Below are 21,859 nucleotides of genomic sequence, written 5' to 3'. Positions count from 1 at the left end.
TAACGGACCGAGTGGACCTTATATCCTCCAGAAATGCATGTTTTAGTCGAGCTTACGGATAAATGTATGCGAAAAACCGAATACAATGTGCCGCAGGTAACGTAACGAGCCAGCGCCGTTATTCGCCCTGATTCACCCGGGATGGGATTGTTGTTAGGGAATAAGTGCAATGTGGTCCGTCCCTAATATATGTGCTTTTTTCATCGAAATAAAGGCTATACGGTTGGTAAGCAGAACCTCACACGGATACGAGTATGGAATTACGGATGTACTCAGCTTGTAACTTTACCTCTAAGGACGCCGTCAGGTGTTTTTTTTATTATTTTAAAAATGGTTGAGAAATACATAGTTAATAGGAGGAACTTTAACTTATAATATTACTTTAGCGTATTTTTCCAGCACGCTGTCCTATCCTTTATTTTAAGCAACACTAGCCTGAAAGGAAGTTATCCTTTGTTTGAGACTTTGCTTTTGAATTTCTTGTTTTTATTGTTTCCAATCTTAATGTTTCTAATTTTCTTTGAGAATCGAGCTTTTGCTTATAATAGTAAGATTCTAGTTCTATTGTCGGCAGTGACCATGTGTCTTTGTATTGCTAAACCGTTTAAACTCGATATTGGCTTTATTTTTGATTTGAGATATGTCCCATTTATTATTGTGGCTCTTTTTGGCGGGTACAAGAACGTTCTGCCGCTATATATCCTTTTAAATATCTATCGATTCTATGTGGGGGGAGAGGGGACGTTACAATCCTTTCTTTTTGCCACCACAATCCTGATCCTGGTCCCACTATATAGTAAAAGGTTCTTAAAATTAGAGTCGAAAGGTCGCATCATCGCGGCAACGAGCATCTCTTTTCTGACGATGGGATTTTACCTAATTACATTAGGTTTAACACAGGGAAGTTTAAATAGGGAATTCTGGATTCTCACCTTAAATGCCTTTACGACGCATGCCGGGGTGATGAGTATCAATATGATTCTAATAGAAAAGATAATTACTAATATTAAGAATCGCGACCGAATTATGCATTCTGAAAGATTAAATGTCGTCAGCGAGCTAGCGGCTAGTGTATCACATGAAATAAGAAATCCACTTACAGTGACCAGCGGTTTTTTACAACTGTTGAATAAATCTAATTCGATCACCCGAGAGGAAAAACAATACGTAGAACTATCTCTGCTAGAACTACAGAGGGCTGAAAAAATCGTGAGTGATTATCTCTCTTTTGCCAAGCCACAGTCCGAAAATATGGTTTATTCTAATATGAAGGCGGAGTCTGAATATACTAAAAATATCATCATGCCTTATGCCACTATGCACAAAGTAGAGGTCAAATTTAGTTTTAATAATTCGTTAAAAAAAAACTATGATCGGAACCAAATACAGCAATGTCTAATTAATCTTTATAAAAACGGAATTGAAGCCATGAAAGAAAAAGAAGGCGGCACCCTGTTCATTGATATTTCGGAAAAAAAACAAAATATTATCATCAGTATTCGAGATACTGGCATTGGAATGACTAAGGAAGAAATATCACGTCTAGGTAAGCCGTATTATTCTACCAAAGCAGAAGGAACAGGACTGGGAATGCTAATGGTCTACAGTACCATTGATAAGGTAAAAGGAAATATTGAAGTCGATAGCGAAAAAGGCAAAGGAACAACGTTTCTTATCACTATCCCAACTTAATCGGACTGTTTATCCTTTATTAGGAAAGTGTAATACCTCTCATGAATGGATTTTGTGTAAAAAGGCTACGAGCCTGTATTAATCCATCAGGAGGTGCGGCTATGGAGGTTTTTATAACTATAGGTGTCAAACTGATCATCAGCTTCTTTGGTTTGTGGATTATTACCTTTATTACTGGCCGCAAGACGCTTAGCCAATTGACACCACTCGATTTCCTGTCATCATTGATTTTAAGTGAGATTGTAGGTAATACGATATACGATGATGAGGTGAAGATCTGGCAGCTGCTGTTTGCTCTATTCGTCTGGACCGCTTTGTCTTATTTGTTTGAAAAGGCGACTACCCATTTTGTGAAGTTCGGGAACATGGCGGAAGGTCGGACAGTGTTGCTAATCGACGATGGTAAAGTAAATCAGGATTTGATGGAGAAATATGATATCGAGTTTACCCAACTGCTGTTTATGCTGCGGCAGCAAAATATATTTTCTCTAAGTGAAGTAAAGTATGCTTTGCTTGAAACGAACGGTTCTTTGTCGGTTATGCGCAAGTCTGAAGATGGGCAGCCGGAGCAGTCTTCTGATTTTTCTATTACAATTATAGATAAGGGCAGGCTACTGGAAGATTCCATGCGTGGCAGACCGATGAATAAGATGCTGATCCACGAATGGATCGAGGAGCAAGGTTATAAACGCATTGAGGATATTGCTTATGCTGAATACAAGGAAGACGGGTCGCTCTATATCATACCTAAAAACAAACGATAAACCTTGTTGTTAATAATATTCTAACGGAGGTTATCATGCTAAATTTAGGATTATTGATTTTAACCGCCCTAGTTGTGTTAGTTACGGTAATGTTTCACGCAGGAGCATTATTAGATTTTATCCGACCTAGTGTGCTACAAACTCAACTTTTTGGCCTTCACACCACATTATTTGGAGCAGTTGTGATATTAGCCTATGAGGACGGTCGCGGGATAGGAATGTTTATTGGTATAATTGGACTTTTTACGGGCATTTCGGGCTCTTTTAGAGATTCCTCTAAATCGGGTGATAAAAAGAATATCTGATGGTCTTTATATTAGGAAATATTTGAAGGGGACAAATTTCATGGGAATTTCTTTATGTAAAGCAGGCGTAAGTGATGCAGAATTTATTCATCAAATGCAAGTCAAAGCCTTTATGCCATTGCTGGAGAAATATAAGGATTATGAAACGAGCCCAGCCAATGAGTCTGTAGAACAAATGAGAAACCGAATTAATCAGTCTTTTACAGATTATTATATGATTAAGAATTCTGATATTGCTGTGGGTGGGGTCCGAATCGTTAAAAAGGAGAATAAAACTTATCGTGTCAGCCCCATATTTATTATGCCAGAATACCAGGGAATGGGGATTGCCCAGCAGGTTTTTGCAATCATTGAACAGAGATATAGCGATGCAAAAAAGTGGGAGCTGGATAGTATTGAACAAGAGCAGAGGAACTGCTATTTATATGAAAAGGTAGGGTATAAACGAACGGAAGAAACAAAGGTAATAAACGATAAATTAACTTTAGTATTTTATGAGAAACTTATGGATTAAAAAAAGACAGCGGACATCTCATGTCCACTGTCTTTTTTGATTACAATTAGTAAACTCTAATACGCTTCACAAAAAACGATAAAATCAATCCAATACCTGCAATTGCTGCGATAAATAAGTAAGCATGTGTAATTCCAGCGGTTAAAATTTCAGGCTGTGCTGCTGTTGGATTTGTGTTTGCAAACCGCGTTTGTCCGCTAGACATTAGCGTAACAGCAAACGTTGTACCGAGGGCTCCTGCGATTTGCTGAAGTGTATTCATAACCGCAGCCCCATCCGGATAGTATTTTACAGGCAATTGATTTAAGCCATTGGTTTGAGCGGGCATTATGACCATGGCTAATCCGATAAACATTGCGCAGTGAATGAGAATAAAGGCTAGGCTACTAGTTTCAGTAGAGTTGCCTGTAAATAGAAAACCAGCAATTGTTGCAATGGAAAACCCAAGCGGCAGCAATAATTTCGGACCGAACTTATCAAATACTCTTCCAGTAACTGGAGCCATAGCTCCGTTAATCACACTGCCCGGAAGGAGTAGAACTCCTGCAGCTGTAGCTGATAACAATAAACCTCCTTTTAAATATAAGGGCAATAAAATGGCAGAGGATAAAATGATCATCATTCCTAAAAAGACCATCACCAGACCTATTGTAAACATTGGATATTTAAAAACTCGTAAATTCAGCATCGGCGTTTCTAACTTAAACTGCCTTAATACAAACAGGATTAAGCTGATGACACCAACGATAAGAGGCAGATAGACAATGATTTCACTTAAAGCATGATCAGCGATGTTGCTAAATCCAAATACGATGCCTCCAAATCCAAAAGTAGAAAGCAGGATGGATAAACTATCTATTTTTGGCTTAGTAATGTTGGCTACATTCTTGATAAAGGTTAATCCAAATCCAAATGTAAATAATAATAAAGGTAAGCTTATCCAAAAGATAAACGACCAACCCAAATGATCCACAATCAAACCGGATAAAGTTGGGCCGATGGCTGGTGCACACATAATCACTAGTCCCATCATCCCCATGACGGTTCCGCGTTTATGTGCAGGGAAAATAATTAAAATAATGTTCGTCATTAGGGGGAGTAATAAACCAGTTCCCAAGGCTTGCACTAAACGCGCAATTAATAACGAGGTGAAATTTGGGGAGAGGGCAGCAATTAATGTACCTACGATAGATAATAGCAAAGAAGCTGTGAATAATTGTCTAGTGGTAAACCACTGCATTAATAGGGCGGATATTGGAACGAGGATTCCCAATACAAGTAAATATCCGGTGGTTAGCCATTGAACCGTTGAGGCACTGATTGAGAACTCATCCATTAAGTTGGTAAAAGCCATATTTAAGGCGGTTTCACTAAATAGCCCGACGAATGCACCTAGCATAAGTGAGAAGGCCATAAGGGCGGGACGTTTAACTTGAACAGCTGCTGTTGATTCCATGATAGGAAGAAACCTCTTTTCAGAAATAGATTCATTTTTTATATAGAATAGATGATATGTCAACTATAGGACAGCGAAAATCATTTATGCATCTCTTACATTATTCTGTACACGCGTTAATAAAGTTTTTAGTGTTGAATATTCCGCAGGAGATAATCCTGTTGCAATAATTTCGTTTAATTGGATAGTCACCTCATTTATCTTAGTTTCTAATTGTCTACCTTCGTCTGTTACAAAAACATTTACCGAACGACGATCTTGCGTACTTGTTACTTTATGAATGTAACCCTTGTTCTCTAAGCTAGCGATCATTCGGGCAACACTGGCTTTGTCCTTCCCAAGTTTATAAGCAATCTCGTTCTGAGATAAACCTTCTTTCTCCAGCAGCAAAGCCATAAGTAAATGTTGTTCAGGAGCAAGTCGAACAGGGGCAAGCAATCTGGTCAAATAATTGGCTATTTCTAAATGCAAATCTCGAATAACTAAACCAAGCGGGTCTTTGGAATCCATATGATCTCTCCTAATTCAAATATAGATGATATATCAACGTTATGGTTTTGTTTATATTAACATAAAGTATCTAATACATGTCAAGTAAATTTATAGTAGTATTATAGACTTAAGTACAAGCGTGAAAACCTCTTCCACAATATATTGTTATAAATACATTGCTGGAGGGGAAATTATGAGAAAAAGAATATCATCAATAAGAAGAGTGAAAAGTTCTATTTCTAAAGGGTCAACAGTGAAACGTACTTCGAGTAAAACAACGAAAAGAGTAGGGCAGTCAAGAATTCATATCAGACAAGCCAATGCATTCGAACTTCAAGTCTTTCGATTAGTTAACGAAGAACGGACGAGTAGAGGAATTGCTGCAGTAACTCTTAATTCTCGGCTCACCGATCTTGCAGTTTTGAAATCAAGAGATATGAGGGATAATAATTATTTTAGTCATACTTCTCCAGCATACGGTACTCCTTCTCAGATGTTAGATCGATTTGGAGTGGCTTGGCGTGCATATGGAGAAAATATTGCGGAGGGACAAGCAACACCTGAAGCAGTAATGAGATCGTGGATGAATAGTGCTGGTCATAGAGCAAATATTTTAGATCCTCGCTTTACGGATATTGGGGTTGGTTATGTAGGGGGAACAGCTACTAGCCAATATCAACATTATTGGACACAATTGTTTATCCAGAAACCATAAGGATTGTTCTGAGAATCCGCTCTTTAATGAAATGTGCCTCGAACGGTGTTCTACTATAGAGGTGAAGTTCAATTACAGGGTGGGTTCTTTTATGTGTAGGACCTTAGTAAAACTCTTTTTTGCGATTTCTAGAACTAAATAATACAATGATTAAAGTGGGTTACTCCAAGACGATACATATGGGGGATTTTATGAATCTAAGTAATCTTTTTTTTCACATTCTGTATTGTAATTATAGATACTTCAATGACCCCAAGAGAAATTGGAGCAAGCTTGTCAGAACCCTTCAGCATCATGAACTTCTCTTAGTGACTGGAGGGAAGGGCAGCTTTATGATCGAACACAAAAGGTATTCGTTTAAAGCGGGTATGTTATTCTACATTTCTCCAGGGGTTAGGCATTCAATAGAGATCGATGCTGAAGATCCCTTATGCTTTCTGTCCGTTCATTTCAACTATGCGAAGGTGAGCATGAACGAAGAGGAATGGGGAATTAATGGTCATGTAGGAACGCTCCATCTTCAACCGCTAAATGAATTGAAGGATTATTATCAAGTAGAAGATATCTTCGGAACAATGATTCAAAGCTGGAATACCAAGCTGCCGGGATATGAATTTGTAGCGAAGACTTTGTTACAGCAGCTTATCATCGCGATTGCTCAAAATACACAAAAACAAAGTCAAAATTATTCCACTTCCTTAAAGGTGGAAAAAATCATTAACTATATGCATCAAAAGCTCAATCATAAAGTGAGCTTGAGTGAATTGTCAGAATTAGTACAGCTGTCACCTGCTTATTTGTCGAGAGCGTTCAAAGAAATCACAGGTTATTCGATCATAGAGTTCTTTAATAAAATGAAAATTGATAAAGCGAAAGAGCTGATTCTCGAAGGAGACATGAAAATCAAAGAGGTTGCGCAAACCCTTGGTTTTACGGATGAATTTTATTTCAGCAGAATTTTCAAAAGAATGACAGGCATCAGCCCCTCGGAATTTCACAGCAAAAATGTCCATGGAGTTTAGAATAATGCATGGTGTATAGCCAATCTGACTGTTAATATGAGGTTGTTATTGTTAGCAGAAAGAAGGCTTTTTTGTATGCCCATGTGGAAAAGGAATTTAATTGTTTGCTGGTTCGGTATGTTTGTAACAGGTGTGGGAATGAGTCAGATTGCGCCAGTCTTGCCACTTTACATTAAGCATCTTGGCGTAGAAAATGCTGATTCCATTACTCAGTTTTCTGGCCTTGCGTTTGGGATTACCTTTATTGTTTCAGCTATTTTCTCACCCATTTGGGGGCAGGCGGCAGATAGGTTCGGGCGTAAACCCATGCTTTTACGTGCGAGTCTTGGGATGGCGATCGTTATAAGCTGTATGGGTTTTGCGCCTAATGTGTATGTATTAATTGCTCTTCGATTACTTCAGGGCACAATTACAGGGTATAGTACGGCTTGTACTACATTAATCGCTACTCAGACGGATAAGGAACATGCAGGTTATGCTTTAGGAACACTTTCAACGGCTAGTATTGCAGGTGCTTTGCTAGGTCCTACGATTGGCGGTTTTATTGCAGAGAACATGGGTTTACAAAGTTCATTTTTTGTTACGGGTGGACTGATGCTCGTTGCCTTCATTACAACTGCTTTGTTTGTGAAGGAGTCTTTTCATCGTGAAGATAAAAGAACGCTTAGTATCAAGGAAGTCTGGAGCAGTGTTCCAGAGAAGAGTCTAACGCTCACTTTGTTCGTAACCTTCTTTATTCTAACGGTTGCTTTATACTCTGTAGAGCCGATTATTACGGTATATGTGAGTCAGCTATCCAAGAGTGCTAACCATGTGGCTCTGCTTGCAGGGATGACCTTCTCCGCTTCAGGACTGGCTAACATCATAGCTGCTCCAAGACTTGGTAAGCTGTCTGATCGAATAGGTGCTCAAAAGGTCATTCTAGTAGCGCTTATAGCCGCTGGGCTTCTGTTCATTCCACAAGCGTTTGTGCAGAATCCTTGGCAGTTAATGGGTCTTCGTTTTCTACTAGGTTTAGCGGCAGGTGGTTTAGTGCCTTCTGTTAATATCCTTGTTAAGAAAATTACGCCGGATGCTCTTACAGGCAGAGTATTTGGACTTAACATGTCGGCAGGTTATCTAGGCACATTTGCGGGTTCGGTATTAGGTGGGCAAGTGGCAGCCTGGTTTGAGATCCGGGATGTATTCTTTATTACGAGTGCGTTGTTGTTGATAAATGCAGGTTGGGTATATTTTAATTTGTATAAAAAACTTAGTATAAATAGGAGAGAAAACAATGGAAGAATTAAAGAGCTCAGAAACTGAATGTATGGATGCAAAAAAAACGGCACTGGTCGTAATCGACTTGCAAAATGGAATTGTTAACATGCCTAATAAGGCACCGCATACAGGTGAGCAGGTGGTTCAGAAAGGCAGTAGTTTAGTTCAAGCCTTCACTGAAAAGGGGGCATTTGTTGTACTTGTAAGAGTATCATCGTTAGATGGATATGATATGTTAAGGCCTCAAACAGATTTGAAGATGAGTGCAGCAGCTTTTCCGGAAGGCTGGGATACTCTTGTGCCTGAATTAGCCAGTTTCAAAAATGCACATGTGATATCTAAACGTCAGTGGGGTGCATTCTTCGGAACAGATCTTGATTTGCAGTTACGTCGCCGCGGTATAGATACGATCGTATTGTGTGGTATATCTACATCCATCGGTGTGGATACGACAGCTAGAGAAGCTTATCAGCTTGGTTACAACCAATTTTTTGTGGAAGATGCCATGACTGCCTCTACTAAAGAGGAGCATGACTATGTGTGTAAAACTATTTTTCCCCGCATAGGTAAGATTCGGTCGAGTGATGAAGTAATTTCCATGTTGAAATAGTATAAAAAACCCTCATGACAATCTCGGGACTGACCCCCGTTTGTGAGACAGGGATCAAAACACCTTACAAGTTTAAGTAGCCAGTCGCCGGAAATCCATCGGTGACTGGTTATTTAGTTTCGCTTGAATTCGAATTGAGTTATAGTAAATGATGTAGTCTCGAATGGTCTTTACAACGATTGCAGTCGTTGTAGATGTGAGATCTTCGAGGTAGAACGTTTCAGACTTTAGAGTGGAATGAAACGATTCAATGGGGGCATTATCAGCGGGCGTTCCTTTACGGGACATGCTCATGGTAATGCCTTTTCCTTTTACAGCTTCCTGGTACGCAAAGGACGTATACACGCTGCCCTGGTCGCTATGCAACAACATCTTTTTCTGCTTTGGAAGTTGATTTAATGTATCCAACACCAAAGAGGTATCTTGTTTATCTGCTATACTGTAAGCCACAATCTCACCATTGTACAAGTCTAGAATGCTGGAGAAGTACAACATCTTCCCGCCAAATGGCAAATAGGTAATGTCCGTGACGAGTTTTTGCAGAGGTGCTTCTGCATGAAACTGTCGCTTGAGCAGATTTTCAAAGGAGTGTACAGATTGCCCAGTCACCTTTCGTTTTTTCATCCTCACGCGGCACTGAAGCCCCTCACACTGCATGATCCGCTGGACTCGCTTATGATTTATACTCTGCTCTATCCGAAGGAGCGCCGTGATTTTCCGGTACCCATAGCGGAATTTATGACGGATGCAAAGCTCCCGGATTTTCTCCACCAGTCTGTCTGTATGCTTTGTCCTCACAGCTGCTTTCCAGCGGTAGTAAGTCGTTCTTGCGATTCCGAGCCATCTACAAGCCTCAGACACCGTCACTTCGTTTCGAATGGATTCAATCCAGGCAATAACGGCCTCTGGTTCCACCTCCTCTCCAACTCCTCGTACTTTTTTAGCAGATCTAATTGTTGTTTTAAGAATCGGTTCTCTGCCTTTACTTTTTCGAGTTCCGAAGAGTCCTCCGGACCTTTGCCATAGCTGTACTGTTTACCCACCGGCTGCTCCAAACGATGTCGTTCACCATTTCGATTCCATCTCATCCATGTCTTTAGCTGTGTCTTATTCCGTATTCCGAGCTGCTCCATAACCTCTTTCACAGGTACTCCTGCTAATCTCATTTCTATAGCTTTCATCTTTATTTCCACGGGATAACTTACTCTGGTTGCCAATGCAAAAACACCTCCAAGATGATCTCCTTATCTTACGACAAGGTTCCATTCTCTTGAAGGTGTTTTGATTTGTCTCACGTTATGGGGTCAGTCCCCTCTGCGATAACAGAGTAATCATGAGGGTTTTTTTGTGGGAATTGTATCCTTACATAAAGATGAGGAGTAGGATTCCCGCCAAGAAGCAGTAATAAGAAAAATACTTCAAATTACCCTTAGCCATAATCCCCATAAACCAGCGCATAGAGAAATAGGTGACGATTAGTGTAGTAATAAACGCAATCAAGTATGGAATCGCCAGCTGCGAGCGGTTAGGATCGTGGGCAATATCAGATACGCCCATGACAAGTCCGCCCAAACTGACAGGAATATAAAGCATAAAAGAAAAGCGTAAAGCAGTTTCTTGTTTCATTCCCACAGCGATGGAAGAGATGACAGTTGCACCAGAGCGACTTATTCCGGGAATAAGAGCGACTGCTTGGGCAAGTCCGACGATAACTGCATCCTTCGCCTTTAAGTCACCATCTTGTTTACGGCCACGCAGGTTACGGATCAACCATAAAGCTACCCCTGTAACAAGCAAGGCAATGGATACGGTATGAACTGACGAGAAGATATCCTCAATCTGATCCTTAAAGAGTAGTGCAACAATTACAGCAGGCAAGGTGCCAATGATGATGTACAAAGAGAATAGAAAATCTGACTTATATTCCTCTTTGCGGGTCAAAATAAATTGAATGAATCCAGTGATCAATCTTCCAATATCTTTTCGGAAAATAAAACAAATCGCAATTAGTGAAGCCGTATTTGTTAAGATTTCAAAGGATAGCCCATTCTGTTTTAAACCTAGCAATTTCTGTGCAATGATCAAATGGCCTCTCGAGGAGACGGGGATTGGCTCAGTTGCCCCTTGAACAAACCCTAGTAACAAGTATTTAAGCCACAGTATAATATCTTCCATTTTACCTCCCAGTATTTTTGTAATCTTACTCATCATATCGCATTCTAAAAAGAAATGACAATAGAACCATCGTGCCATATTCAGTTGAAGGAGTTATACTAATTCATAAGACTATTAAATGAGGTGGAATTATTTGTAGTACATTACTCAAAATTCATCGGCAGGACATTCCGAAAGCCGCCAGTGTGCTGGCAGAAGCCTTCGCAAAGGATGATCCGTTGTATCAGCATATTTTGCCAGATGAAACAACCAGGCTCCGCGTATTAAATATTTTTTTTCATCGTTATATTGAAATGCTGTATCCATATTCGGATTTATTAACGACGTCAACTAATTATGAAGCTGTCGCCTTAGTGTTTCATTCGGAGCGTCAAACGGGGACGTTGATTGCGAACCTTAACTATACGAAACAAATTGGGCTTGCGATTATTAAGTGTTTACCGATTTGCCGAATGATTGGTGTGCGAGGATTTTTTCGAGGGTTATCCATATTGCGCAGTATGAGTTCCTTATGGTTATCCATGTTTGGGGATCAGAAGTATTTGCATTTAGATATGCTTGCAGTGCAAGAACGTTACCGTGGACAAGGCTATGTATCAAAGATCATGAAGCCGCTGCTCGCCGAATGCCGTGAGAAGAACGCATTATGTACGTTAGAGACACAGACACCAAGCAATTTACCCATTTATGAGCACTATCAATTCCGCACGGTTAAGGTTATCCCCTTACCCAACAGTACACTAGAGCAGTATTGTATGGCATGTGCTCCAGATTCTGCAGAGTAGAAATGCGTGGATAGAATCAATTATTTTGTTTAACAATAAATAGCACAACCTTCGATGAATTGATATAATAGAAACATATATTCGCGTACTTCAGAACCCTATACGGATGTATACGGGTTTTATTTTTGTTTAGTAGCAAACTAGAACTGATGGCGAGGTTGGCAGAAAGATGAATTGGTCGGATTTTGGCGAACGAAACAAACGATTAAATCCCCTATGGAATTTAGGGGCTGGGATGAACCTTGGCGAAATTCAACCTTACAAAGAAATGGTGTCTTTAAGCATCTTGTTGCAGGTCTATTATTTGGAGCTAGAGTCCAATGAAAGAAGATCCAAGGAAGATATTATAGCGCTGGCTTGGACTGCACTGGAACGCTTTAATATTGCGAATCTCGGGACTACCGAATCCGTAGAACGTTTAGTGGACGGCCTGCTCTGGAGCGGAAATGGCGGAGATTTCGAATCCTACTATTATGATGATGCCGCTCGGCAAATGGCTGTGCAGAAATATAAGTATTTCATGGTGGACGAGGATGCGACCCGCAGTAGCTGGGAAGAGAACGGCAGAACAATCTATCGACTCTCCGAATACGCAATGGAGCTTATTTTTATGAGTCATGAGATTATTGAAGAATTCCAGATCAGCATCAAGCTGCTTGAGATTCAAATGCATATTAAGCATGGACGTGTAACAAGGGCACTTCAGGATGTGAATGAGCTTATCTCCCGGGTCCGGAAGATGATCCATGAGCAGCAGGAATACAGGAATGCATTGCGCCGTAACCCGAAGCATATTTTCAGTGAATTTGGAGTGGCTCGGCATCAGCGACTCGAAGAAATTCATCAGCAGTTCGAGGAAGAACGCAAGCATTTTGATAATATTCATCGTTCTCTGGCCCGGCTTGCCAATGACGAGAAAGATGTGATCGACTTTAACGAGATTCGTATTCTTTCAGAACGTGTGGAGCTCTCAAGGCGAGTACACGATGAACTGGCCGAGATAGTCTTGAACATTTTTGAGGTGGAGACTAATTTAAGATTGAACTTCCCTGAATTATTCTGGGGAGCAGCCGGATTTAACTTCCGTACTCATATCTGGGAGGAATGGGTTAAAGAAGAGGGGCTGCCTAGCGGCGACAGCCTTGAACTGCTTCTTGGCGGTTTGTTTGCTCCGAATCAGGATTTTGTTTATCCGCTTCCCTGGGCTTGGGAGGAGCAAGAGGTTGGTTTTATTCCCGAATTTGTGATGGATGAACTTGATGATGAGATAGATGCGGAGACCGTTCAATATATTCCTAAGGGGATTCCTTGGACGGAAGTCGTTGAACTGTGGAAGCCTGTGTTCAATGCTTTAGCCGAGTGTGGAAGCTTTACGTTTACTGAGGAAGCTTTTACCTCGGAGGAATTAACACGTTGGGCACGCACACCGGATGCTATAGATCTATGGGTGCAGTTTTTTCATTCTGAAATTACAGTACAAGAACAAGCTCCAGAGAACAGCAACGGATCCGATGAATGCCAGTTGCTAATTCGGTATGTACTAGAGGATGATCCTCAACTGGAGAGCTTGCGCGGCAAGCTGCTGCGGACGAGCATTGCTCCAGAACCATACCCAAGGGTACACTGGTCTGGTCTGGACATGAGTCCATATATTATTAAGATCGTGGAGAGGTGAGAGGTAACAAGCATGAGTTATACATTAGAACAGGTACAGCAAGCTTCACGGCTATTTTTTGAATTACTTCGTAAAAAAGTAATTCCTCTCGATGATCCTGCGGCGGCAGAATGCCTGCAGGACGCTGGAACATATGATGCGCTTCAATATGTTGCCAAGGAGGCAGGCTGTCGAGTGATGAATTCCGGACAACGTCTCCATCTGCTCGTCAATCCACTCGGGTCAGTGTTCGCCACCAACTTTACCCAGTTGAAGAATAAATACTCACGAATTGAGCGCAAAACTCATTTACATATCATTAATATTATCATCCTTGTTTTTCTGGCCGAGATGGACCAGGACGAGACTCATTTTAAGTCCGGACAGGACAGTATGTCCTATATACAGATATCCGATCAGGTGTCTTCACTTTTTCAAGCTTGGATACAGATGGATGATGAAGGTCAGTTTAGCCAGCAGTGGCGGTTGGATATCCAAGCGATGTCGAAGGTGTGGACTAACCTCTATATGCAAACTAAGAGTCAGGAAGAGAGCGATCTTCTGACAAGAGGCGCAGGCTCACGAATTGGGCTGATACATGAAGGTATGAAGCTCCTGGAAGAGGAGAAGCTTGTGTTCATCTCAGAGTCAGAGAAGCGCATATTCCCGCGGGAAGAGCTTTATGAGAGAATGCGGTATTTATATCATGATGTTGACCGGTATCAGGAATTAAAGAAACTCATTGGACGAACTTTAGCTGAGAAAGACGGTGCTACTAATGCCGCGGATTGAACGCATACGAATTACAGGACTTAAATACGAGAAAATGCTCAAGAAATATGATGATATGATTCTGGACCTCTGCAACGAAGAGGGGCCGGCCAATACCCTTATAACGCTTATGAATGGCGGCGGGAAGGGCGTACTGCTGCAATCCATATTTCAGTTATTAATGCCCAAAACGCCATGGGGAAAAGACAGTGAGAACCAGGTTGAAGCATTTTTTCATAACCATAAAAAACAACTTAAACCTTACACCTTTCACGTAGCTATCGAATGGCATCTCGACAACAGTGAGCGTAATGAGTACATGACGACTGGTATTGCCATGACAGCACATAATTCGCTGGATCAGCAGGACATAAAAGTAGATTACTTACTGTACGCACTTACAGATTACGGTGAAGCGTCTGAACTTACCCTTTCTACGTTGCCGCTCTTTGATGAAGAGTCTGCTGAACCTACGAGTTTTGAAACGATACAGCAATTTATACGAGATCGGCGGGGAGAAATTGTACCTTTCGGTAGCCATAGCTCGGATTTAAAAAGATATTATGATTTCCTGGCTACTCGGGATATTCATATCGCCGAGTGGCGTAATATGCGGCGAATCAATGGGGAAGAGGGCGGTATTAAAGGTTATTTTAAAAAGAATGATGCCTTTACCAACCATAACTTATTCGAAAAGCTAATTATCCCTGAGATCGGCTCCAGTCTGAATGAGGGACCAAAAGAAGAAGACAATACGCTGCAGCGGATGTTTATTGATACGGCGACAGTAGCTCAACGCCTACCGATGCTTGAACAACGGGAACAAGTCTACACAGAGTTTCTTGGAATGGCTGCGCCATTATATGAGCTGGTGAAGCTAGGAGTTGAAGCAGAGAGCGCCGTTCAAGAAACTGAACTGCGTGGACGTCAGATCTATACGGTTATCTATGAAGAGCAGAAAAATGCAGAAGAAGAGCGAAGTAAGGTTGCTAATGAACTGGCTGGGCGTTATCAGGAAGCGAAGCAATTGCGATTTGAGACAGACAATCTCAAGTATTTGCGCAGCAAGGAAGAACTGGAGCTAAAACAGGAAGAGTTCAAAAAGTTCAGTGATGATCAGGGACGTGCACGTGGGCGGCTAGACAATTCCAAGGCTCAGGAGAAAAAGCTAGAAGTGGCTCATTTCTTGGCCAAACGTATGCTCCACACACGACAAATAGAGCAGTGGCAGAAAGAAATTCAAGCCATCGAAGGTTCCTTAGAGATGAAAGAACGTCAAGAGGTCATTCTGGCGGCTAAAGAAAAGCTTCGGAAACAGTGGGATGTGGTGTTTAACCTCTGGCAACAAACGATCAGAGGGTTTGGAACCGCGGAGCGAGCTCTGACGAGTGAAGAAAAAGGTCTGCGCAAGGAGCGGGAGAGCTTTCTGCTGGAGTTAGCAGGTCTGGATATTCAGATTAATGAATTGACGTTATCTATCCGGCAATATACAGAAGAGCTTGGCACATTCGCAGCCCAGCATGGTCAAGAAGCTGCCCATACTCCGGTGGCGGCGCTTCAACGTACGATTTCTGCTGCCAAAACGATACTTCTGGATATGGAAGCGTTAGAGGAACAGCATAAAGAGGCTGAGAACCGAAAGCTGGTACTGCATAAGAATCATGCCGAGCTCAGTGAGAAACATCGCTCTTATGAACGAGAGATTGATGAGCTTGGGGTACAGCTCGATTCTCAGACCTATAAAGAATCACAGTTATGGTCACAAATCGTTGTGCTGCTGGAAATGTTTGATGAACATAATCGTTTGGGAGCTACTGGTCTTTTTGAAGAGAAGGATACGATTCAACTACGATTTATCCGCAAAATAGATGAGGTGGAGCAGCAGACTAAACGTTCTAGACGGGATTACTACAATCAGCTCATGGATGTGGAACTTCAAAATCAATCCTACTGGCTGCCGAATTCAGATATTTTGGCGGTTAAGGATACACTCGATTCGCTTAAAATTCAATCCACACCGGGCAGTTCCTATTTAAACGATCGTCCATATCTTGAACGTGAGGAAGAGCTAGAGCGTCATCCGCTTTTACCTTATAGTCTGATTGTAACCCGACGCGAAGCTGATAAAATTAAACCGGATTTGCTGAAGGACACACTGCTAAAATCAGCGGTGCCTATCTTTATTCGTGAAGAAATGACAGCTCTAGATCAAGTTTCTTTTAAGCTTTTAGCTAACCAAGGACCACAGATGGTACTGGAGCCAGATCGTTTCTTAAACTTTAAGAGCGGGATCCAGGCGAAGCTTAAGGAACAAGAACAGGTGCTTCAGGACGCAGAGGCTTATTTATCGAAGTTGAAATCTGTGCGTCAGGAATACGAGCGGTTATACCAAACAGAGAACACCGTGACGATTACAGTTAAACGCAATGCCCTTTTGAAACTGCAGAGTGAACTTCAGCAGCGCATTATCAGTCTGAGCAACGAGATGGATGAGAACGAGGGCACGCTTACTCGGATCGGTCGGGAAATCTCCGAGTATAAGTCACTTAGTGCAGAGCATGAGCAGAGGGCTATAGCGTTACAAGCCTGGATTGAACGTACGAAGAAGCATGAGCAGGCTCAAAAAGAGAAGAAAAATTATACAGATCGTAAGGGCCTGGTTAGCAAGGAAATGGCGAATAAAGACCAGCAGCTCGAGCATCTTGAAGCGCAAATGGTAAGCCTTGGCGGAGAGCGCGAGAAGTGGATGGGAGATGCCAAGTATGCTCTATTTCCTAGACTGCAGCATTGGTTTCCTGAGATTGTTTTTCCGGCATATCACCAGCTTTCAGATGATATCGAAACCACACCAATTGATCCAGTAGAACAGAATCTTCTGTTGCAGCAGCTCAGTACCGTTGAAAGTCTGCAGCAATCGTTGACGGAGAATGAGCTTGAAATTCGAACAAGAGCCGCCCAGATCAAAGCGGCCAGCGAGAATCTAACAGAGCTTGAAGTCAGCCTGAACCAAGTTGATGTGGATTGGCGGAAGGTGGCAGAACCTGCTGAATCTACCGAATCCATTATGGCTGCAAGAAACCGTCAAAAGTCGGAAACCTCTTCGTTAGAAGAAGACTATCAGATGGTTCACGACTCTTTCATCCGTTGCCAGACCGAGTTGGACAATTTGCAGAAGGAACTGCGCAAGGTAGAAAAAGGAATCAAAGAGAAACACGAGCGTGCCGTAGAGATTTGGAATGAGCCACTCGAGCAAAAAGAGACTGACATTCAAGAGCGTTTCCAAGAGAATGAGCACATGCTTAATCAGTGTAAGCGATCTTTGGAACGAATGGATGCATTCATTCAGACGTTATCCAATCAAATCAAAATCATGAATGCACATATTGAGGAGCGGGTTAATTTACGGACTGTGCCAGAAGAATTAATGCTGAGTGTAAGAGAAAGCTGCGAGTCTCTCGTTGCTGACTGGCTTCTTCGGATTAAGGATAGCCGGGTTAGACGGGATGAGGTCTCCAGGAAAGTGAAGGAAGAGAAAAACTCATTAACCGGAAAACTTGCCAAGAATGAACGGAATTCTGAACTGGAGACCAAGATTCTGGATCGTTTAAATACGGTACATTGGGATAACTTCGCTATTGCTCAGCAAGTCCTAGATTCGATGTTACGTAGTTCGCGTGATCAGATTGAGAGCATTCAAAACGATAAGGAAGATATGGATCATTCCCGTAAGATGTGGGTAGCTCGGGCTTCTTATCGTGTAGTACAAATCATTGATATTATGAAGCGAATGGAACGACGGATGATTATTCATAATGAGAATAATTATGCCTTCCCGCTGGTACGACTGAATTATAAGAATATCAATGTACCGAGAGCAAGCGATGAAGTAGAGCCGATGGTGAGCGACTATTTCAATCGATGTATCCAGGAACTGCTTGCAAAATATCCAAAGATTGAACAAGTGCCAGCGGTGGTAATCAAAGAGGTTATTAATGATGGACGAATCGTCTATGCGGCACTTCAGAATCGCTTCCCGATTCTTCAGGTATATAAACCGGTAACGGAGAATTACTTCCTCTATGCCGCTCCGGAAGACTATCATTATTCCGACTGGGAGATTATCAATCGCGGTGCGTTGGATGAGGCTGTCGGCAGTGGTGGACAGCGTCAATCTGTACAGCTGCTGGTAGCCATGATGATCATGACGCATAAACGTGTGAATCGTGAGAACAAAGGATGGACGGTCTTTTTATATGACAATCCTTTTGGAGAAATGGTTTCTAATAACGTACTTGATCCCGTGTTTGAAATTTCTAAGGCTCTCAAATTTCAATGGCTGATTGTTACGCCGCCGGAGCTTGTGAAGAATGACGTCAGCGTTCGCTTTGGTGTATACTGGCAGCTCTATTTCGGAGGTGTGAAAGGGGACATGCTAGAATCCACTCTAGTCAAAGGAGGAAGAAAGCTCATTCCTGTTTCGCTTTTTTGATCACTTGCACCATAATGAAAGAAGTTCCAGCAGCTAATGCTACTGGAGCTTCTTTTTCGTTATACATTATCCTTATCATTCTCACTTATAACGCTTACCAGCTTTAAAGGAGGCCGAAGGCGTATATGCTTACTATAATAGAATTATAAAATTTCGAGATTGTGGAGAAATGTATGCGAAAAACCGAATGCAATGTGCCGCCGCTAACTAAACGAGTCAAATGTATGCGAAAAATCGAATACAATGTGCCGCCACTAACATAAACGAGCCAAATGTATGCGAAAAACCGAATACAATGTGCTAACGGTAACTTAAAGGAGCCAAATGTATGCGAAAAACCGAATACAATGTGCTAACGGTAACATAAACGAGCCAAATGTATGCGAAAAACCGAATACAATGTGCTAACGGTAACATAAACGAGCCAAATGTATGCGAAAAACCGAATACAATGTGCTGACGGTAACATAAACGAGCCAAATGTATGCGAAAAACCGAATACAATGTGCTGATGCTAACATAAACGAGCCAAATGTATGCGAAAAACTGAATACAATGTGCTGACGCTAACATAAACGAGCCAGCACCGTTATTCTCCCCAAATTACCCGGGAATGGACTTGTTAATAGGGAATAAGTGCAATACGGTCCGTTAAGCGGAACCTCACTACGAAGGTATGGATACTAGTATGAATAAGGATCATTCATTGCGGTTCATCAAATGCTAATCGCAGCTTCCTCAGGCTCTAATATCATTGGAAGGGTTACTGTAAAAGTGGTACCTTGCTCAGGAATACTTTCTACTGTTATAGCTCCGCCATGATTATGTACAATATTTTGTGTGATCATAAACCCAAGGCCAGTTCCTGATTCTTTTGTCGTATAAAATGGTTTGCCAAGTGCTTTGATCTGTTCCTCTGACATCCCGCAACCTTCATCCTGTACACTAATTCGGGATTCACTTTCAGTTGTATGCACATGAATATATATGTTTCCTCCATTATTCATTGCTTCCATCGCATTTTTAAGTAAATTAATAAACACCTGCTTAAGCTGATAAGCCTCTCCATGAATCCAAATGGGTTGATCAGCACAGACAGGGAGAATCTTAAGGTTTCTTAGTGCAGCTTGACCATTCATTAATGTAGTAACTTGCTCGAGCAAAGATAATAAATCGACAGGCTTACTGATATGCGTCGTTTGTGGTTTGGATAAGACGAGCAGTTCGTTGACGATAAACTCGATGCGTTTCAATTCGGACTCTATAATGAAAAAATATTTATCATTCATGCGCTCGGAAGAGCGAAGCAGCTTCATAAAGCCGTTAATGGCTGTAAGTGGATTCCGGATTTCATGAGCAATTCCAGCTGCTAATTGCCCTGCGGTGGATAATTTCTCGGATTGGATTAGCCGTTCTTCTTCCAGCATTTGCTGTGAGATATCTTTAAAAATCCCAATAAATGCTCTGCTTCCATTGAAGATAATCGGTAGCGTGAACCCATCCACATATTTCTGCTGACCATTTAAGCAATTAATTAAGTAGCAAACGGAGCCTGACGTATTACCGCTGTGATATCTTTCCCTTCGTTCTTGAAGAATTTGATAATTGGAAAGGTCTACAATACTAGTAGTAGATGAACCAAATACTTGATCAAGGCTTTCCGCATGGATTAATTGCAAACCCGCTGAATTCGCATAATGAACAATCCCGTTTATTGTAATCACCACGGTCAGAGGTAATTCCTCTAGCAGCTGTAAGAAAGAATCATCTTTCTCCAACAGATTAGTTTCTGCTTCCTGCAGCTGCGTTTCTATCTGCTTGATGATCGTCTTATTTTCGAATTGAATGAAATAATATTGGGGGGCACCATTGGTATCCGAAATAATAGAGATGGAGATCTCTAGGGATAATAGTTGTCCAGTTGGTTTGAAGTAATCCTGTTGGTATCGATACGGATGGATGTTCAACGAGGATAAAGACTCTTCAAGCTCAGCAATTTCACGGATCTGACTTAGAAGCGTACGAACAGATGAAGAGGATGTTAGTAACTCGCTATGATCATATCCCAAAAGGGCACTTAAGGCGGAATTCCATTTCAAGAGCGTTCCATCAAACGAAACAAGCGCCATTCCAATTACAGCATGTGTAAAAGCAAAATCGAAACTGTGCAATTCATAGGGCCGCACTGCTATTCACCTCTCATATTCTTTCCACCATATGTAATAGTCATAGTATAAAACATATATTCTATTAAAATATATAAATTTTTATGTAAACAAGTACCATTCGAAGCTATGTGTTGTTGTGAAAATAAGGGTGCAAGAGTCAAGTGGTTTCAGGTAATATTAGAGAATACGTGCATTTATAGAAAGTGGAGGGGTTGTACTGTGCAATCAATCGTTGGTGAAATCCGAGAAATTAACCGCTATCCAGTCAAGTCATTTGCAGGTGAACGATTGGAATCCTGTATGATAGAACCATATGGAATGCTTGGGGATCGTTTCTGTGCCTTTTATGATGAGTCAAAAGAGGGATGGTGGCGTTATTTTACGGCTAGAAATAATCCTAAAATGCTTACCTATCAAGCCCAATTTATCAATGGAGATATTCATGTAAGAGCTTCGGATGGACGAACCTTTGGGTGGGACGAGCGTTTGTTGGAAGAGATTCAAAGCCAAACTAAAACACAAATCTCCATGTCTACTATAAAAGCTTCGCATCCACAACCGGAGCATCCACAACTGTTATCAGTGGATGGCGCTAGTATCTTACTCATTACGGATGCCAGCTTAAAGAAGCTTGAGGCATCATGGGGAAATTCCTTAGATCAGCGACGTTTTCGTGGGAACTTTGTTATCGCTTTAAATGATGAATCGCTTTTTGAAGGGGATTGGATCGGTCGGCAGCTCTCCATTGGAGAAGTGCAGCTACAGGTAGATAGTTTTTGTGAGAGATGTATGGTTATCACGATGGACCCGGATAGTCTGGAAAGAGACCCTAAACTATTGAAAAAACTGAACCAAGAGTTTGAACTACACTTCGGTGTGTATGCTTCTGTAGTTAAGACAGGGGAAATCAGAATCGGAGACAAAGTAGAATTAATGGATTAGCGTATGATATAAACTTACTTTACATTCTCATATGGATAAATTACC

18 protein-coding genes are annotated in these 21,859 nt (G+C 41.5%); 13 read left to right on the top strand and 5 right to left on the bottom strand.

What is annotated here, in order from left to right; genetic code table 11:
* The first annotated feature begins 453 nt into the window (after nucleotides 1-453).
* The 4 genes from R50345_RS19170 to R50345_RS19155 all read left to right on the top strand — a co-directional run bounded on the left by R50345_RS19170 (nucleotide 454) and on the right by R50345_RS19155 (nucleotide 3,275).
* Nucleotides 454-1,692: an ATP-binding protein gene (locus tag R50345_RS19170; protein WP_042129216.1), complete on the top strand. Its 1,239-nt coding sequence runs from the start codon at nucleotides 454-456 to the stop codon at nucleotides 1,690-1,692.
* Nucleotides 1,693-1,793: 101 nt separating this feature from the next.
* Nucleotides 1,794-2,456 carry a DUF421 domain-containing protein gene (locus R50345_RS19165; protein ID WP_042129213.1) on the top strand — a complete coding sequence of 221 codons (663 nt, stop codon included), beginning with the start codon at nucleotides 1,794-1,796 and terminating at the stop codon, nucleotides 2,454-2,456.
* Between the two features lie 35 nt (nucleotides 2,457-2,491).
* Nucleotides 2,492-2,761, top strand: coding sequence for a hypothetical protein (locus tag R50345_RS19160; protein ID WP_042129211.1), 270 nt, complete (start codon nucleotides 2,492-2,494; stop codon nucleotides 2,759-2,761).
* 40 nt (nucleotides 2,762-2,801) lie between these two features.
* Nucleotides 2,802-3,275 carry a GNAT family N-acetyltransferase gene (locus R50345_RS19155; protein WP_042129209.1) on the top strand — a complete coding sequence of 158 codons (474 nt, stop codon included), beginning with the start codon at nucleotides 2,802-2,804 and terminating at the stop codon, nucleotides 3,273-3,275.
* Nucleotides 3,276-3,321: 46 nt separating this feature from the next.
* Here R50345_RS19155 and R50345_RS19150 read toward each other — a convergent pair whose 3' ends face one another.
* Nucleotides 3,322-4,731: an MDR family MFS transporter gene (locus tag R50345_RS19150; protein WP_042129206.1), complete on the bottom strand. Its 1,410-nt coding sequence runs from the start codon at nucleotides 4,729-4,731 to the stop codon at nucleotides 3,322-3,324.
* An 84-nt stretch (nucleotides 4,732-4,815) separates the two neighbouring features.
* Nucleotides 4,816-5,241: a MarR family winged helix-turn-helix transcriptional regulator gene (locus tag R50345_RS19145; protein WP_042129205.1), complete on the bottom strand. Its 426-nt coding sequence runs from the start codon at nucleotides 5,239-5,241 to the stop codon at nucleotides 4,816-4,818.
* Nucleotides 5,242-5,416: 175 nt separating this feature from the next.
* Between R50345_RS19145 and R50345_RS19140 the strand changes: the two genes are divergently transcribed.
* The 4 genes from R50345_RS19140 to R50345_RS19125 all read left to right on the top strand — a co-directional run bounded on the left by R50345_RS19140 (nucleotide 5,417) and on the right by R50345_RS19125 (nucleotide 8,830).
* Nucleotides 5,417-5,938: a CAP domain-containing protein gene (locus tag R50345_RS19140; RefSeq protein WP_042129204.1), complete on the top strand. Its 522-nt coding sequence runs from the start codon at nucleotides 5,417-5,419 to the stop codon at nucleotides 5,936-5,938.
* Between the two features lie 146 nt (nucleotides 5,939-6,084).
* Nucleotides 6,085-6,960 carry an AraC family transcriptional regulator gene (locus R50345_RS19135; RefSeq protein ID WP_331281338.1) on the top strand — a complete coding sequence of 292 codons (876 nt, stop codon included), beginning with the start codon at nucleotides 6,085-6,087 and terminating at the stop codon, nucleotides 6,958-6,960.
* 75 nt (nucleotides 6,961-7,035) lie between these two features.
* Nucleotides 7,036-8,265: a multidrug efflux MFS transporter gene (locus R50345_RS19130; RefSeq protein ID WP_042129200.1), complete on the top strand. Its 1,230-nt coding sequence runs from the start codon at nucleotides 7,036-7,038 to the stop codon at nucleotides 8,263-8,265.
* The gene (locus R50345_RS19125; protein WP_042129198.1) at nucleotides 8,237-8,830 is read left to right on the top strand and encodes a hydrolase; all 594 of its coding nucleotides are present in this window, start codon (nucleotides 8,237-8,239) and stop codon (nucleotides 8,828-8,830) included. Before R50345_RS19130 ends, R50345_RS19125 begins: the two co-directional genes overlap by 29 nt.
* 72 nt (nucleotides 8,831-8,902) lie before the next feature.
* On the opposite strand, the gene R50345_RS19120 is transcribed toward R50345_RS19125, so the two are convergent.
* Nucleotides 8,903-10,047 (bottom strand): IS3 family transposase gene (locus tag R50345_RS19120; RefSeq protein ID WP_156114830.1). Its coding sequence is split into 2 segments (ribosomal slippage): nucleotides 8,903-9,759 and nucleotides 9,759-10,047, totalling 1,146 coding nucleotides; the frame shifts between segments, so codons are not numbered across the junction.
* 145 nt (nucleotides 10,048-10,192) lie between these two features.
* The gene (locus tag R50345_RS19110) at nucleotides 10,193-11,005 is read right to left on the bottom strand and encodes an undecaprenyl-diphosphate phosphatase (protein ID WP_042129194.1); all 813 of its coding nucleotides are present in this window, start codon (nucleotides 11,003-11,005) and stop codon (nucleotides 10,193-10,195) included.
* Nucleotides 11,006-11,190: 185 nt separating this feature from the next.
* Here R50345_RS19110 and R50345_RS19105 point away from each other — a divergent pair, with 185 nt between their 5' ends.
* From R50345_RS19105 to R50345_RS19090, 4 genes are all read left to right on the top strand, one after another.
* Nucleotides 11,191-11,790, top strand: a complete 600-nt coding sequence (locus R50345_RS19105; RefSeq protein WP_231573823.1) for a GNAT family N-acetyltransferase — start codon at nucleotides 11,191-11,193, stop codon at nucleotides 11,788-11,790.
* A 169-nt stretch (nucleotides 11,791-11,959) separates the two neighbouring features.
* Entirely contained in the window at nucleotides 11,960-13,465 is a 1,506-nt protein-coding gene (locus tag R50345_RS19100) for a hypothetical protein (RefSeq protein WP_156114829.1), read from the top strand.
* Nucleotides 13,466-13,477: 12 nt separating this feature from the next.
* Nucleotides 13,478-14,236 (top strand): DUF6063 family protein, encoded by a 759-nt coding sequence (locus R50345_RS19095; protein ID WP_042129190.1) that lies wholly within the window; start codon nucleotides 13,478-13,480, stop codon nucleotides 14,234-14,236.
* Nucleotides 14,223-18,704, top strand: coding sequence for a coiled-coil domain-containing protein (locus R50345_RS19090; protein ID WP_042129188.1), 4,482 nt, complete (start codon nucleotides 14,223-14,225; stop codon nucleotides 18,702-18,704). The genes R50345_RS19095 and R50345_RS19090 overlap by 14 nt, the downstream gene beginning before the upstream one ends.
* Nucleotides 18,705-19,420: 716 nt before the next feature.
* On the opposite strand, the gene R50345_RS19085 is transcribed toward R50345_RS19090, so the two are convergent.
* Nucleotides 19,421-20,875 (bottom strand): ATP-binding protein, encoded by a 1,455-nt coding sequence (locus tag R50345_RS19085; protein WP_231573821.1) that lies wholly within the window; start codon nucleotides 20,873-20,875, stop codon nucleotides 19,421-19,423.
* Between the two features lie 216 nt (nucleotides 20,876-21,091).
* Here R50345_RS19085 and R50345_RS19080 point away from each other — a divergent pair, with 216 nt between their 5' ends.
* On the top strand, nucleotides 21,092-21,814 hold the full coding sequence (locus R50345_RS19080) for an MOSC domain-containing protein (protein WP_042129184.1): 723 nt from the start codon (nucleotides 21,092-21,094) through the stop codon (nucleotides 21,812-21,814).
* The last annotated feature ends 45 nt before the right edge of the window (nucleotides 21,815-21,859 follow it).

Origin of the sequence: Paenibacillus sp. FSL R5-0345, assembly GCF_000758585.1 — a bacterium.
In the GTDB taxonomy this organism is placed as follows: domain Bacteria; phylum Bacillota; class Bacilli; order Paenibacillales; family Paenibacillaceae; genus Paenibacillus_AQ.
The sequence above is the reverse complement of the archived record's forward strand: the minus strand, read 5'-3'. Positions and strand labels throughout refer to the sequence as shown.

What these genes read in the sequence shown, in the direction of transcription:
- R50345_RS19165 (WP_042129213.1), top strand. Translation starts at nt 1,794, where the DNA reads ATGGAGGTTTTTATAACTATAGGTGTCAAACTGATCATCAGCTTCTTT.
- R50345_RS19160 (WP_042129211.1), top strand. Translation starts at nt 2,492, where the DNA reads ATGCTAAATTTAGGATTATTGATTTTAACCGCCCTAGTTGTGTTAGTT.
- R50345_RS19155 (WP_042129209.1), top strand. Translation starts at nt 2,802, where the DNA reads ATGGGAATTTCTTTATGTAAAGCAGGCGTAAGTGATGCAGAATTTATT.
- R50345_RS19150 (WP_042129206.1), bottom strand. Translation starts at nt 4,731, where the DNA reads ATGGAATCAACAGCAGCTGTTCAAGTTAAACGTCCCGCCCTTATGGCC.
- R50345_RS19145 (WP_042129205.1), bottom strand. Translation starts at nt 5,241, where the DNA reads ATGGATTCCAAAGACCCGCTTGGTTTAGTTATTCGAGATTTGCATTTA.
- R50345_RS19140 (WP_042129204.1), top strand. Translation starts at nt 5,417, where the DNA reads ATGAGAAAAAGAATATCATCAATAAGAAGAGTGAAAAGTTCTATTTCT.
- R50345_RS19135 (WP_331281338.1), top strand. Translation starts at nt 6,085, where the DNA reads ATGATTAAAGTGGGTTACTCCAAGACGATACATATGGGGGATTTTATG.
- R50345_RS19130 (WP_042129200.1), top strand. Translation starts at nt 7,036, where the DNA reads ATGCCCATGTGGAAAAGGAATTTAATTGTTTGCTGGTTCGGTATGTTT.
- R50345_RS19125 (WP_042129198.1), top strand. Translation starts at nt 8,237, where the DNA reads ATGGAAGAATTAAAGAGCTCAGAAACTGAATGTATGGATGCAAAAAAA.
- R50345_RS19110 (WP_042129194.1), bottom strand. Translation starts at nt 11,005, where the DNA reads ATGGAAGATATTATACTGTGGCTTAAATACTTGTTACTAGGGTTTGTT.
- R50345_RS19100 (WP_156114829.1), top strand. Translation starts at nt 11,960, where the DNA reads ATGAATTGGTCGGATTTTGGCGAACGAAACAAACGATTAAATCCCCTA.
- R50345_RS19095 (WP_042129190.1), top strand. Translation starts at nt 13,478, where the DNA reads ATGAGTTATACATTAGAACAGGTACAGCAAGCTTCACGGCTATTTTTT.
- R50345_RS19090 (WP_042129188.1), top strand. Translation starts at nt 14,223, where the DNA reads ATGCCGCGGATTGAACGCATACGAATTACAGGACTTAAATACGAGAAA.